This is a genomic window from Streptococcus sp. KHUD_018, assembly GCF_054861215.1.
The window spans coordinates 239,942-252,919 of sequence record NZ_CM142176.1; the positions used below are offsets into that span (position 1 = coordinate 239,942).

The following is a 12,978-nucleotide window of genomic DNA, read 5'->3' on the forward strand; positions in this document are numbered from 1 at the left end:
ATTGAAAAGTAGAAAAGCAAGAGAGAAAAACAACGCCCGTACTTGCAATTCTACTTAAATAGTTATATAATAATAATGTTGAAAGGTGATTTGTAGTGATTCAAGTTACTCTTTTCACAATAAAATTTTCAGGATTTTCATAAGGAGGAAATCACTAATGGTAGTTAAAGTTGGTATTAACGGTTTCGGACGTATCGGTCGTCTTGCTTTCCGCCGTATCCAAAACGTAGAAGGTGTTGAAGTTACTCGCATCAACGACCTTACAGATCCAGTTATGCTTGCACACTTGTTGAAATACGACACAACTCAAGGTCGTTTCGACGGTACTGTAGAAGTTAAAGAAGGTGGATTTGAAGTTAACGGTAAATTCATCCGTGTTTCTGCTGAACGTGATCCAGAACAAATCGACTGGGCTACTGACGGTGTAGAAATCGTTCTTGAAGCAACTGGTTTCTTTGCTAAGAAAGCAGCGGCTGAAAAACACTTGCACGCTGGCGGAGCTAAAAAAGTTGTTATCACTGCTCCTGGTGGAAACGACGTTAAAACAGTTGTATTCAACACTAACCACGACGTTCTTGACGGTACTGAAACAGTTATCTCAGGTGCTTCATGTACTACAAACTGCTTGGCTCCAATGGCTAAAGCTCTTCAAGACAACTTCGGTGTTGTAGAAGGATTGATGACTACTATCCACGCTTACACTGGTGACCAAATGATCCTTGACGGACCACACCGTGGTGGTGACCTTCGTCGTGCTCGCGCTGGTGCAGCAAACATCGTTCCTAACTCAACTGGTGCTGCTAAAGCTATCGGTCTTGTAATCCCAGAATTGAACGGTAAACTTGACGGATCTGCACAACGTGTTCCAACTCCAACTGGATCAGTTACTGAATTGGTAGCAGTTCTTGAAAAGAACGTTACTGTTGATGAAGTGAACGCAGCTATGAAAGCAGCTTCAAACGAATCATACGGATACACTGAAGACCCAATCGTATCTTCAGATATCGTAGGTATGTCTTACGGTTCATTGTTTGACGCAACTCAAACTAAAGTTCTTGACGTTGACGGTAAACAATTGGTTAAAGTTGTATCATGGTACGACAACGAAATGTCATACACTGCACAACTTGTACGTACTCTTGAATACTTTGCAAAAATCGCTAAATAATTCTTGAGTCAATAAAAGCAAGGCCTTCTGGTCTTGCTTTTTCTATATGGAAAAATGGATGCTAGTGTCATCCATTCTTTTTTAATTCTTTTTCAAATGTATCCGAGAGGGCAGTAAAGCTCAACTTTTCTAAGGTGAGTGGGTGGGTAAAGGAAAGGCGAAAAGCGTGAAGCATGAGCCTGCTCGTTTTTGATTGAGTATTATAGAGAGGGTCGCCTAGGATAGGGTGCCTATAATGAGAAAGGTGAACACGGATCTGATGCGTTCGACCGGTCTTTAGTTTGCAACGAACCAGAGAAGTCTTGTTTGGAAATTGCTTTAATCGACTGATATGCGTTTCGGCCTGTTGCCCATTTTTGGCGTCCACTACTCGTTTTCTGCGATCATGACGATCACGTCCGATCTTATCTCGGAAGACCAGTTCTTTATTCCTAACTTGCCCCTCTGCGAGTGCCCAGTACTCACGAGCGATTTCCTTTTTCTCCAATAAACGATTGAGAATAGGAAGGATAAAAGGATTTTTGGCAAAAAGAACTAAACCGCTTGTTTCCATATCTAGGCGATGAACGACATAGCAGGTTTGGCCGACGTAGGCAGAGACATGGTTGAGAAGGGCAATTTCATCTGGTTGATTTCCGTGGGTTTTCATACCCTCAGGTTTGTTGACGATAATGAGATGTTGGTCTTGATAAACTTCCTCAACGAGGTCTGGATTGCCCCAAAGGATTTCCTTTTTGGGATAATCTTCCTCGTCAAAAGTCAACTGGCAAACGTCACCTGGTTTGACCATCTCGTTCCAGTGAACTTGTTTTTGATTGATTAAGATATTCTTCTTGGTTCTTAGAAAATGGCGAATCTTTCTAGGAATGAGGAGTTGTTCCTCTAGGAATTGTTTGACTGTCATTTGAGGCAAGGATTCGGGTAATGTAAATGTGAATTGCATACAGATATTGTAACAAAAAAAGCCCTATTTGGATAGGGAGTAGCTAAATTCTTGAGTTCCTATGGTGAAGATGATAAAATAAACGCATGAAATTAGATAAATTATTTGAGAAGTTTCTTTCTCTCTTTAAAAAAGAAACGAATGAATCAGCGGACTCTGATTCGACTAGCATGTGTCGTTCACGGAGCGATAGAAAAAAATTGTCCCAAGTAGGTTCAATTCGGAAATTTTGGCGTCGTTATCATCTGACAAAGATCGTCATCATTTTAGGGTTAAGTGCAGGTTTGCTAGTGGGAACCTACTTGTTTGCGATAGCCAAGTCGACCAATGTCAATGATTTGCAAAATGCCTTGAAAACGCGAACTCTGATTTTTGACCGCGAAGAAAAAGAGGCAGGAGCCCTATCAGGTCAAAAGGGAACCTATGTTGAACTGACAGATATCAGTAAAGATTTGCAGAATGCTGTCGTCGCAACAGAGGACCGTTCCTTCTATAAAAATGATGGGATTAACTACGGTCGTTTCTTTCTAGCTATCCTTACAGCAGGCCGTTCTGGAGGGGGATCCACCATCACTCAACAGTTGGCGAAAAATGCCTATCTGTCTCAGGACCAGACCGTTGAACGGAAGGCCAAGGAGTTTTTCCTGGCCTTAGAATTGACAAAAAAATACAGTAAGGAGCAAATCCTTACGATGTACCTCAATAACGCCTACTTCGGGAATGGGGTATGGGGTGTTGAAGATGCAAGTAAGAAATATTTTGGTGTATCGGCTTCACAACTAACGCTTGATCAAGCGGCCACTCTAGCAGGGATGCTCAAGGGACCAGAGTTGTATAATCCGTTGAATTCCATTGAAGATTCGACCAACCGCAGGGATACGGTGCTACAAAATATGGTTGCGGCAGGCTATATTGATAAAAATCAGGAGACCGAAGCGGCTGGGGTAGATATGGCTTCTCAACTGCAAGATAAGTATGAGGGTAAAATTTCTGATTATCGTTACCCATCTTATTTTGACGCAGTAGTCAACGAAGCAGTTTCCAAGTATAATCTCACAGAAGAAGAGATTGTCAACAACGGCTATCGAATCTACACAGAGCTTGACCAAAACTACCAAGCAAACATGCAGGTTATTTACGAAAACACTTCGCTATTTCCAACGGCAGAAGACGGAACGCATGCCGAATCAGGTAGTGTCGCTCTAGAACCCAAGACTGGTGGAGTGCGTGGAGTTGTTGGTCGTGTAGCTGGTGATGACAAACCAGGCTTTCGCAATTTCAACTATGCCACTCAGTCTAAGCGTAGCCCAGGCTCAACCATTAAACCTTTAGTTGTTTATACACCCGCAGTAGAAGCAGGATGGTCCTTGAACAAGCAACTGGATAATCATACGATGCAGTACAACAGTTATCAAGTAGACAACTATGCAGGAATCAAGACATCACGCGAAGTACCAATGTATCAGGCCTTGGCGGAATCGCTCAACCTACCAGCAGTTGCGACTGTAAATGCATTAGGTATTGACAAAGCTTTTGACGCTGGGGAGAGATTTGGCCTAAATATGGAAAAAGTTGACCGAGTTCTTGGAGTTGCTCTTGGTGGAGGTGTGGAGACGAATCCTCTCCAGATGGCGCAAGCCTATGCAGCCTTTGCCAATGAAGGTCTGATGCCTGAAGCCCATTTCATTACTCGTATCGAAAATGCCAGTGGGCAAGTCATCAAGAGTCATGCAAACTCTCAAAAACGCGTGCTAGATAAGTCAGTAGCTGATAAAATGACCAGTATGATGTTGGGTACTTTTACAAATGGTACAGGAATCAGTTCGTCGCCAGCAGATTATGTCATGGCTGGTAAAACAGGTACGACTGAAGCTGTTTTCAATCCGGAATATACCAGTGACCAGTGGGTGATCGGCTATACTCCAGATGTTGTAATCAGCCACTGGCTCGGCTTCCCAACAACAGATGAGAATCATTATCTAGCAGGTTCTACCTCAAATGGAGCTGCCCATGTCTTTAGAAGTATGGCCAACACTATTTTGCCTTACACTCCAGGTAGTACCTTTACGGTTGAGAATGCCTATAAGCAGAATGGCATTGCGCCAGAAAACACGAAAAAGCAGGTCGTTGAAAATGAGACGAGTCAGTCCAAGGATCCGCTAGAAGATATTCGTAGTCGTGCTCAAAATCTTGTAGACGAAGCGGGACGTGCGATTTCGGATGCAAAGATAAAAGAAAAAGCCCAGACAATCTGGGACTCTTTCGTCAATCTCTTTCGTTAAGAGGCTTGTCAAAGCCTAGGTTTCTTGTTATAATAGATAAGATGGAGGCGTTATGGCACTAAAAAAAGCAAGCCTAGCTTGTGCAGTTTGTGGTTCAAGAAATTACTCAATCAAAATTAGTGGGAACCCCAAGCCAACACGACTAGAAGTAAATAAATTTTGTAAACATTGTGGAAAATATACGACACATAGAGAGACGAGATAGGAGAGAACGATGGGTTTTATTAAGGATATTTTTAAACTTCTTAAAGAAACAACTTGGCCAACTCGCAAAGAAAGCTGGAGAGATTTTCGCTCTATTATGGAATACACAGCCTTCTTTGTGGTCATCATTTACATTTTTGACCAGTTGATTGTTTCAGGTTTGATTCGATTTATTAACATTTTTTAGAAGAAAAGCGGAGAACTTCTGCTAGCTTTCTTCTATTATGAAAGGAAATATCATGGATAGTTTTGACAAAGGATGGTTTGTTCTACAAACTTATTCTGGCTATGAAAATAAGGTAAAAGAAAATCTATTGCAACGTGCGCAAACTTATAACATGTTGGATAATATTCTACGCGTTGAGATTCCAACACAAACCGTGCAAGTTGAGAAAAATGGAAAGAAAAAAGAAATTGAAGAGAATCGCTTTCCAGGTTATGTCCTTGTAGAAATGGTCATGACAGATGAAGCATGGTTCGTTGTTCGAAACACACCTAACGTAACAGGATTCGTCGGCTCACACGGGAACAGATCAAAACCGACTCCACTATTGGAACAAGAAATCCGTGATATTCTGGTTTCTATGGGACAAACTGTTCAAGAGTTTGATATTGACGTTGAAGTTGGGCAGACTGTCCGCATCATTGATGGTGCTTTTGCAGACTACACAGGTAAAATTACTGAAATTGATAACAACAAAGTGAAGATGATTATCTCCATGTTTGGTAATGATACGATTGCAGAAGTGAATCTCAATCAAATTGCAGAATTATAACCCCGGAGAGGCCATGCCTCTCTTTTTGTGTGCCGTTGAGGAAGGAATAAGTATAGAATAGATGAAAGAGACTCATAGGCTCTCGCTTTCTGCTAGACTAGAAGCAGAAAGGAGAGATCTATGAATCTGAAAGAGTTATATGAAGAAAGCAAGGGGATTGTCCATAAGTGTCGGAAAGATTATCATCTCCATCTGTGGGAGAAAGAGGACTGGGACCAGGAGGGTATGATGAGCCTCTATGAGCTGGTTAGTCACCATCCAGAATTACTAGAGGGAGAACGTCACCGACTATATGTGTGCTTTAAAACCAAATTCCGAAATCGTATCTTGGACTATATTCGCAAACAAGAAAGTCACAAGCGCCGTTTCGATAAAGAGCCCTATGAGGAGGTGAGCGAAATCAGCCATCGCCTAGGAGAAAAAGGGCTAAGACTAGATGATTATTATCTCTTTCACGAACTTCTAAAGAATTACAGAGTAAGTCAGAGTAAAGAAAAACAAGAACAACTTGATCGTCTCATGGGAGGAGAATGTTTCAAAGGACGCAAGGCACTTCTAGGAGAATTAAGAGTGGTATTGAGTGATTTTAGATAAAATGAAAATAGCCAAAAAAAGTCCTTGACAAAGTAGGAAAAGTCAGTATAATAGAAAGAGTTGAAAAGCTCAAGGTCCGTTGGTCAAGGGGTTAAGACACCGCCTTTTCACGGCGGTAACACGGGTTCGAATCCCGTACGGACTATGTGTGTATCGCAGGGACGAAAAAAGTAAAAAAAGTTTCAAAAAAGTGTTGACATAGGTCAACAGCTGTGATATACTAATATAGTTGTCGCTTGAGAGATTGAGTGACAAAGACCTTTGAAAACTGAACAAGACGAACCAATGTGCAGGGCACTATAACTAAGGTTATAGTACTGAACAATGAAAAAACAATAAATCTGTCAGTGACAGAAATGAGTGAGAACTCAAACTTTTAATGAGAGTTTGATCCTGGCTCAGGACGAACGCTGGCGGCGTGCCTAATACATGCAAGTAGAACGCTGAAGGAGGAGCTTGCTTCTCTGGATGAGTTGCGAACGGGTGAGTAACGCGTAGGTAACCTGCCTGGTAGCGGGGGATAACTATTGGAAACGATAGCTAATACCGCATAATATTGATTATTGCATGATAGTCAATTAAAAGGTGCAATTGCACCACTACCAGATGGACCTGCGTTGTATTAGCTAGTTGGTGGGGTAACGGCTCACCAAGGCGACGATACATAGCCGACCTGAGAGGGTGATCGGCCACACTGGGACTGAGACACGGCCCAGACTCCTACGGGAGGCAGCAGTAGGGAATCTTCGGCAATGGACGGAAGTCTGACCGAGCAACGCCGCGTGAGTGAAGAAGGTTTTCGGATCGTAAAGCTCTGTTGTAAGAGAAGAACGAGTGTGAGAGTGGAAAGTTCACACTGTGACGGTATCTTACCAGAAAGGGACGGCTAACTACGTGCCAGCAGCCGCGGTAATACGTAGGTCCCGAGCGTTGTCCGGATTTATTGGGCGTAAAGCGAGCGCAGGCGGTTAGATAAGTCTGAAGTTAAAGGCTGTGGCTTAACCATAGTACGCTTTGGAAACTGTTTAACTTGAGTGCAAGAGGGGAGAGTGGAATTCCATGTGTAGCGGTGAAATGCGTAGATATATGGAGGAACACCGGTGGCGAAAGCGGCTCTCTGGCTTGTAACTGACGCTGAGGCTCGAAAGCGTGGGGAGCAAACAGGATTAGATACCCTGGTAGTCCACGCCGTAAACGATGAGTGCTAGGTGTTAGACCCTTTCCGGGGTTTAGTGCCGCAGCTAACGCATTAAGCACTCCGCCTGGGGAGTACGACCGCAAGGTTGAAACTCAAAGGAATTGACGGGGGCCCGCACAAGCGGTGGAGCATGTGGTTTAATTCGAAGCAACGCGAAGAACCTTACCAGGTCTTGACATCCCTCTGACCACTCTAGAGATAGAGTTTTCCTTCGGGACAGAGGTGACAGGTGGTGCATGGTTGTCGTCAGCTCGTGTCGTGAGATGTTGGGTTAAGTCCCGCAACGAGCGCAACCCCTATTGTTAGTTGCCATCATTCAGTTGGGCACTCTAGCGAGACTGCCGGTAATAAACCGGAGGAAGGTGGGGATGACGTCAAATCATCATGCCCCTTATGACCTGGGCTACACACGTGCTACAATGGCTGGTACAACGAGTCGCAAGCCGGTGACGGCAAGCTAATCTCTTAAAGCCAGTCTCAGTTCGGATTGTAGGCTGCAACTCGCCTACATGAAGTCGGAATCGCTAGTAATCGCGGATCAGCACGCCGCGGTGAATACGTTCCCGGGCCTTGTACACACCGCCCGTCACACCACGAGAGTTTGTAACACCCGAAGTCGGTGAGGTAACCTTTTAGGAGCCAGCCGCCTAAGGTGGGATAGATGATTGGGGTGAAGTCGTAACAAGGTAGCCGTATCGGAAGGTGCGGCTGGATCACCTCCTTTCTAAGGATAAGGAACTGCGCATTGGTCTTGTTTAGTCTTGAGAGGTCTTGTGGGGCCTTAGCTCAGCTGGGAGAGCGCCTGCTTTGCACGCAGGAGGTCAGCGGTTCGATCCCGCTAGGCTCCATTGGTGAGAGATCACCAAGTAATGCACATTGAAAATTGAATATCTATATCAAATAGTAACAAGAAAATAAACCGAAACGCTGTAAGTATTTAATGAGTTTTCTAATTTTTGAAAAAATTAGGTTAATAAGGTTAAGTTAATAAGGGCGCACGGTGGATGCCTTGGCACTAGGAGCCGAAGAAGGACGTGACAAACGACGATATGCCTTGGGTAGCTGTAAGTAAGCGATGATCCAGGGATTTCCGAATGGGGGAACCCAACAGGTACTACCTGTTACCCGCATCTGTTAAGGATGTGAGGAGGAAGACGCAGTGAACTGAAACATCTAAGTAGCTGCAGGAAGAGAAAGCAAAAGCGATTGCCTTAGTAGCGGCGAGCGAAACGGCAGGAGGGCAAACCGAAGAGTTTACTCTTCGGGGTTGTAGGACTGCAAAGTGGACTCAAAGATTATAGAAGAATGATTTGGGAAGATCAGCCAAAGAGAGTAATAGCCTCGTATTTAAAATAGTCTTTGTACCTAGCAGTATCCTGAGTACGGCGGGACACGCGAAATCCCGTCGGAATCTGGGAGGACCATCTCCCAACCCTAAATACTCCCTAGTGACCGATAGTGAACCAGTACCGTGAGGGAAAGGTGAAAAGCACCCCGGGAGGGGAGTGAAATAGAACCTGAAACCGTGTGCCTACAACAAGTTCGAGCCCGTTAATGGGTGAGAGCGTGCCTTTTGTAGAATGAACCGGCGAGTTACGTTATGATGCGAGGTTAAGTTGAAGAGACGGAGCCGTAGGGAAACCGAGTCTGAATAGGGCGCCTTAGTATCATGACGTAGACCCGAAACCATGTGACCTACCCATGAGCAGGTTGAAGGTGCGGTAAGACGCACTGGAGGACCGAACCAGGGCACGTTGAAAAGTGCTTGGATGACTTGTGGGTAGCGGAGAAATTCCAAACGAACTTGGAGATAGCTGGTTCTCTCCGAAATAGCTTTAGGGCTAGCGTCGACATAAAGATTCTTGGAGGTAGAGCACTGTTTGGGTGAGGGGTCCATCCCGGATTACCAATCTCAGATAAACTCCGAATGCCAATGAATTATGGTCGGCAGTCAGACTGCGAGTGCTAAGATCCGTAGTCGAAAGGGAAACAGCCCAGACCACCAGCTAAGGTCCCAAAATAATTGTTAAGTGGAAAAGGATGTGGGGTTGCACAGACAACTAGGATGTTAGCTTAGAAGCAGCTATTCATTCAAAGAGTGCGTAATAGCTCACTAGTCGAGTGACCCTGCGCCGAAAATGTACCGGGGCTAAAACAATTTACCGAAGCTGTGGATACCTTTATAGGTATGGTAGGAGAGCGTTCTATGTGTGATGAAGGTATACCGTGAGGAGTGCTGGAACGCATAGAAGTGAGAATGCCGGTATGAGTAGCGAAAGACAGGTGAGAATCCTGTCCACCGTAAGACTAAGGTTTCCAGGGGAAGGCTCGTCCGCCCTGGGTTAGTCGGGACCTAAGGAGAGACCGAAAGGTGTATCCGATGGACAACAGGTTGATATTCCTGTACTAGAGTATGTAGTGATGGAGGGACGCAGTAGGCTAACTAAAGCAGACGAATGGAAGTGTCTGTCTAAGCAGTGAGGTGTGAATTGAGTCAAATGCTTAGTTCTATAACATTGAGCTGTGATGGGGAGCGAAGTTTAGTAGCGAAGTTAGTGACGTCACACTGCCAAGAAAAGCTTCTAGCGTTAAACATACTCTACCCGTACCGCAAACCGACACAGGTAGTCGAGGCGAGTAGCCTCAGGTGAGCGAGAGAACTCTCGTTAAGGAACTCGGCAAAATGACCCCGTAACTTCGGGAGAAGGGGTGCTGACTTTAAGTCAGCCGCAGTGAATAGGCCCAAGCAACTGTTTATCAAAAACACAGCTCTCTGCTAAATCGTAAGATGATGTATAGGGGGTGACGCCTGCCCGGTGCTGGAAGGTTAAGAGGAGTGCTTAGAGGTAACTCGAAGGTATGAATTGAAGCCCCAGTAAACGGCGGCCGTAACTATAACGGTCCTAAGGTAGCGAAATTCCTTGTCGGGTAAGTTCCGACCCGCACGAAAGGCGTAATGATTTGGGCACTGTCTCAACGAGAGACTCGGTGAAATTTTAGTACCTGTGAAGATGCAGGTTACCCGCGACAGGACGGAAAGACCCCATGGAGCTTTACTGCAGTTTGATATTGAGTGTCTGTACCACATGTACAGGATAGGTAGGAGTCTATGAGATCGGGACGCCAGTTTCGAAGGAGACGTTGTTGGGATACTACCCTTGTGTTATGGCCACTCTAACCCGGATAGGTTATCCCTATCGGAGACAGTGTCTGACGGGCAGTTTGACTGGGGCGGTCGCCTCCTAAAAGGTAACGGAGGCGCCCAAAGGTTCCCTCAGAATGGTTGGAAATCATTCGCAGAGTGTAAAGGTATAAGGGAGCTTGACTGCGAGAGCTACAACTCGAGCAGGGACGAAAGTCGGGCTTAGTGATCCGGTGGTTCCGCATGGAAGGGCCATCGCTCAACGGATAAAAGCTACCCTGGGGATAACAGGCTTATCTCCCCCAAGAGTTCACATCGACGGGGAGGTTTGGCACCTCGATGTCGGCTCGTCGCATCCTGGGGCTGTAGTCGGTCCCAAGGGTTGGGCTGTTCGCCCATTAAAGCGGCACGCGAGCTGGGTTCAGAACGTCGTGAGACAGTTCGGTCCCTATCCGTCGCGGGCGTAGGAAATTTGAGAGGATCTGCTCCTAGTACGAGAGGACCAGAGTGGACTTACCGCTGGTGTACCAGTTGTCTTGCCAAAGGCATCGCTGGGTAGCTATGTAGGGAAGGGATAAACGCTGAAAGCATCTAAGTGTGAAACCCACCTCAAGATGAGATTTCCCATGATTTTATATCAGTAAGAGCCCTGAGAGATGATCAGGTAGATAGGTTAGAAGTGGAAGTGTGGTGACACATGTAGCGGACTAATACTAATAGCTCGAGGACTTATCCAAAGTAACTGAGAAAACTTAGCGTATGGTTTTTCTAATTATTTGATAGATATTCAATTTTGAGTAGGTATTACTCAGAATTAAGTGACGATAGCCTAGGAGATACACCTGTACCCATGCCGAACACAGCAGTTAAGCCCTAGAACGCCGGAAGTAGTTGGGGGTTGCCCCCTGTGAGATATGGAAGTCGCTTAGCTCTAGGGAGTTTAGCTCAGCTGGGAGAGCATCTGCCTTACAAGCAGAGGGTCAGCGGTTCGATCCCGTTAACTCCCATAGGTCCCGTAGTGTAGCGGTTATCACGTCGCCCTGTCACGGCGAAGATCGCGGGTTCGATTCCCGTCGGGACCGTAAGATAACGGAAGTTATTTTAGACTCGTTAGCTCAGTTGGTAGAGCAATTGACTTTTAATCAATGGGTCACTGGTTCGAGCCCAGTACGGGTCATATTTGCGGGTTTGGCGGAATTGGCAGACGCACCAGATTTAGGATCTGGCGCTTAACGGCGTGGGGGTTCAAGTCCCTTAACCCGCATAATAGAAAGTAGCCGGCTTAGCTCAGTTGGTAGAGCATCTGATTTGTAATCAGAGGGTCGCGTGTTCAAGTCATGTAGCCGGCATTTTTTTATATAGAATAAGAGGTCGATGCGAACGTAGTTCAGTGGTAGAACACCACCTTGCCAAGGTGGGGGTCGCGGGTTCGAATCCCGTCGTTCGCTTAGAGAGGCCGGGGTGGCGGAACTGGCAGACGCACAGGACTTAAAATCCTGCGATTGGTAACGATCGTACCGGTTCGATCCCGGTCCTCGGCATATAATGATGAGCACCCTTAGCTCAACTGGATAGAGTACCTGACTACGAATCAGGCGGTTAGAGGTTCGAATCCTCTAGGGTGCATTTTTTCTATTTAACTCGGGAAGTAGCTCAGCTTGGTAGAGTACTTGGTTTGGGACCAAGGTGTCGCAGGTTCGAATCCTGTCTTCCCGATTTGATTTATTGACTAAGATACTTAAGTGAGTATCTTTTTTTGGCTCTTTGTCAACTGTAGTGGATTACCAAAAAGTCATACTCTGGAGAGGACTAAATCAGTCCTCTCCTTTTTGATATTCAAAGCGACGAGAATTCTAGTTTGGCCTTGGAATAGAGTGATTCAAGGGCATTAATGATTTTTTCTTTGTCCTTGAGAAAGGTTTGAAAGACAGCCTGAAAGTGATTTCGGATGACAGCTTGTGTTCTTCCCTCAAGAACAGTGATGATATTGAGCTTTTCAAAATATTGCGCAATGAAACTCATCTTCATCTCCCGATTGAAACAGTCACTCCCCTGACTGTTTCAACATCCCAAGACATAATCTCTGGAAGACGAGAAAAATCATGTTTAAAACGGAAGTCATTGAACTTTCGGAGAACAGTTGAAGTTGAAATGGACAGCTGATGAGCAATATCGGTCATAGAAGTCTTTTCAATCAACTTTTGAGCAATCTTTTGATTGATAATACGAGGGATTTGATGATTTTTCTTGACTAGGGAAGTCTCAGCCACCGCCATTTTCGAACAATGATAGCATTTGAAACGACGCTTTTTAAGGAGAATTCTAGTAGGCATGCCAGTCGTTTCAGGGGAAGGAATCTTAGACGGTTTTTTGGAAGTCATATTTCTTCATTTGGGTTCCGCAATCAGGACAAGATGGGGCGTCGTAGTCCAGTTTAGCGATGATTTCCTTGAAGGTATCTCTATTAACAACATCCATAATTTGGATATTAGGGTCTTTAATATCGAGTAGTTTTGTGATAAAATGTAATGGTTCCATATGATTCTTTCTAATGATGGTTTGGTCGCTTTTTAATATAACTCTTATGGGACTTTTTTTCTACAACAAAATAGGCTCCATAATATCCATAGGGGATTTACCCACTACAAATATTATAGAGCCTGCAAACAAC

The 12,978-nt window shown here is 45.0% G+C and carries 7 protein-coding genes, 11 tRNA genes, 3 rRNA genes and 1 pseudogene; 20 read left to right on the forward strand and 2 right to left on the reverse strand.

Annotation, left to right across the window (positions count from 1 at the left end):
- Positions 1-157 precede the first annotated feature (157 nt).
- Positions 158-1,168 (forward strand): type I glyceraldehyde-3-phosphate dehydrogenase, encoded by a 1,011-nt coding sequence (gene gap, locus ACVBD2_RS01380; RefSeq protein WP_084946770.1) that lies wholly within the window; start codon positions 158-160, stop codon positions 1,166-1,168.
- Positions 1,169-1,235: 67 nt separating this feature from the next.
- Here the strand turns inward: gap and ACVBD2_RS01385 are convergent, their stop codons facing one another.
- Entirely contained in the window at positions 1,236-2,111 is an 876-nt protein-coding gene (locus ACVBD2_RS01385; RefSeq protein WP_461685910.1) for an RluA family pseudouridine synthase, read from the reverse strand.
- A gap of 86 nt (positions 2,112-2,197) precedes the next feature.
- Between ACVBD2_RS01385 and pbp2a the strand changes: the two genes are divergently transcribed.
- The 19 genes from pbp2a (at position 2,198) to ACVBD2_RS01480 (ending at position 12,023) form a co-directional block, all read left to right on the forward strand.
- The gene (gene pbp2a, locus ACVBD2_RS01390; RefSeq protein WP_461685911.1) at positions 2,198-4,393 is read left to right on the forward strand and encodes a penicillin-binding protein PBP2A; all 2,196 of its coding nucleotides are present in this window, start codon (positions 2,198-2,200) and stop codon (positions 4,391-4,393) included.
- Positions 4,394-4,445: 52 nt separating this feature from the next.
- Complete coding sequence (gene rpmG / locus ACVBD2_RS01395) at positions 4,446-4,598, forward strand: 50S ribosomal protein L33 (protein ID WP_001809375.1); 153 nt, start codon at positions 4,446-4,448, stop codon at positions 4,596-4,598.
- A gap of 9 nt (positions 4,599-4,607) precedes the next feature.
- Positions 4,608-4,784 (forward strand): preprotein translocase subunit SecE, encoded by a 177-nt coding sequence (gene secE / locus ACVBD2_RS01400; protein ID WP_000505776.1) that lies wholly within the window; start codon positions 4,608-4,610, stop codon positions 4,782-4,784.
- Positions 4,785-4,836: 52 nt separating this feature from the next.
- Positions 4,837-5,373, forward strand: a complete 537-nt coding sequence (gene nusG / locus ACVBD2_RS01405) for a transcription termination/antitermination protein NusG (protein WP_000376728.1) — start codon at positions 4,837-4,839, stop codon at positions 5,371-5,373.
- A gap of 120 nt (positions 5,374-5,493) precedes the next feature.
- On the forward strand, positions 5,494-5,967 hold the full coding sequence (locus ACVBD2_RS01410) for a sigma-70 family RNA polymerase sigma factor (RefSeq protein ID WP_461685912.1): 474 nt from the start codon (positions 5,494-5,496) through the stop codon (positions 5,965-5,967).
- Between the two features lie 73 nt (positions 5,968-6,040).
- Positions 6,041-6,112: transfer RNA gene (locus tag ACVBD2_RS01415), tRNA-Glu, on the forward strand.
- Between the two features lie 230 nt (positions 6,113-6,342).
- Positions 6,343-7,889 (forward strand): 16S ribosomal RNA (locus tag ACVBD2_RS01420).
- Between the two features lie 51 nt (positions 7,890-7,940).
- A tRNA-Ala gene (locus ACVBD2_RS01425) sits at positions 7,941-8,013 on the forward strand.
- Between the two features lie 129 nt (positions 8,014-8,142).
- Positions 8,143-11,044 (forward strand): 23S ribosomal RNA (locus ACVBD2_RS01430).
- 77 nt (positions 11,045-11,121) lie between these two features.
- Positions 11,122-11,237, forward strand: a 5S ribosomal RNA gene (gene rrf, locus ACVBD2_RS01435).
- The 16S, 23S and 5S rRNA genes sit together here with 11 tRNA genes alongside, the layout of an rRNA operon.
- Positions 11,238-11,241: 4 nt before the next feature.
- Positions 11,242-11,314: transfer RNA gene (locus ACVBD2_RS01440), tRNA-Val, on the forward strand.
- A 2-nt stretch (positions 11,315-11,316) separates the two neighbouring features.
- Positions 11,317-11,389: transfer RNA gene (locus tag ACVBD2_RS01445), tRNA-Asp, on the forward strand.
- Positions 11,390-11,411: 22 nt separating this feature from the next.
- Positions 11,412-11,484: transfer RNA gene (locus tag ACVBD2_RS01450), tRNA-Lys, on the forward strand.
- Between the two features lie 5 nt (positions 11,485-11,489).
- A tRNA-Leu gene (locus tag ACVBD2_RS01455) sits at positions 11,490-11,571 on the forward strand.
- Between the two features lie 12 nt (positions 11,572-11,583).
- Positions 11,584-11,656: transfer RNA gene (locus ACVBD2_RS01460), tRNA-Thr, on the forward strand.
- A gap of 27 nt (positions 11,657-11,683) precedes the next feature.
- A tRNA-Gly gene (locus ACVBD2_RS01465) sits at positions 11,684-11,755 on the forward strand.
- A 7-nt stretch (positions 11,756-11,762) separates the two neighbouring features.
- Positions 11,763-11,848, forward strand: a tRNA-Leu gene (locus tag ACVBD2_RS01470).
- 11 nt (positions 11,849-11,859) lie between these two features.
- Positions 11,860-11,933 (forward strand) — tRNA-Arg (locus ACVBD2_RS01475).
- A 16-nt stretch (positions 11,934-11,949) separates the two neighbouring features.
- Positions 11,950-12,023, forward strand: a tRNA-Pro gene (locus tag ACVBD2_RS01480).
- Positions 12,024-12,242: 219 nt separating this feature from the next.
- On the opposite strand, the pseudogene ACVBD2_RS01485 reads toward ACVBD2_RS01480, so the two are convergent.
- Positions 12,243-12,845 (reverse strand): annotated as a pseudogene (locus ACVBD2_RS01485) (transposase family protein); the annotation flags it as partial.
- Positions 12,846-12,978 lie beyond the last annotated feature (133 nt).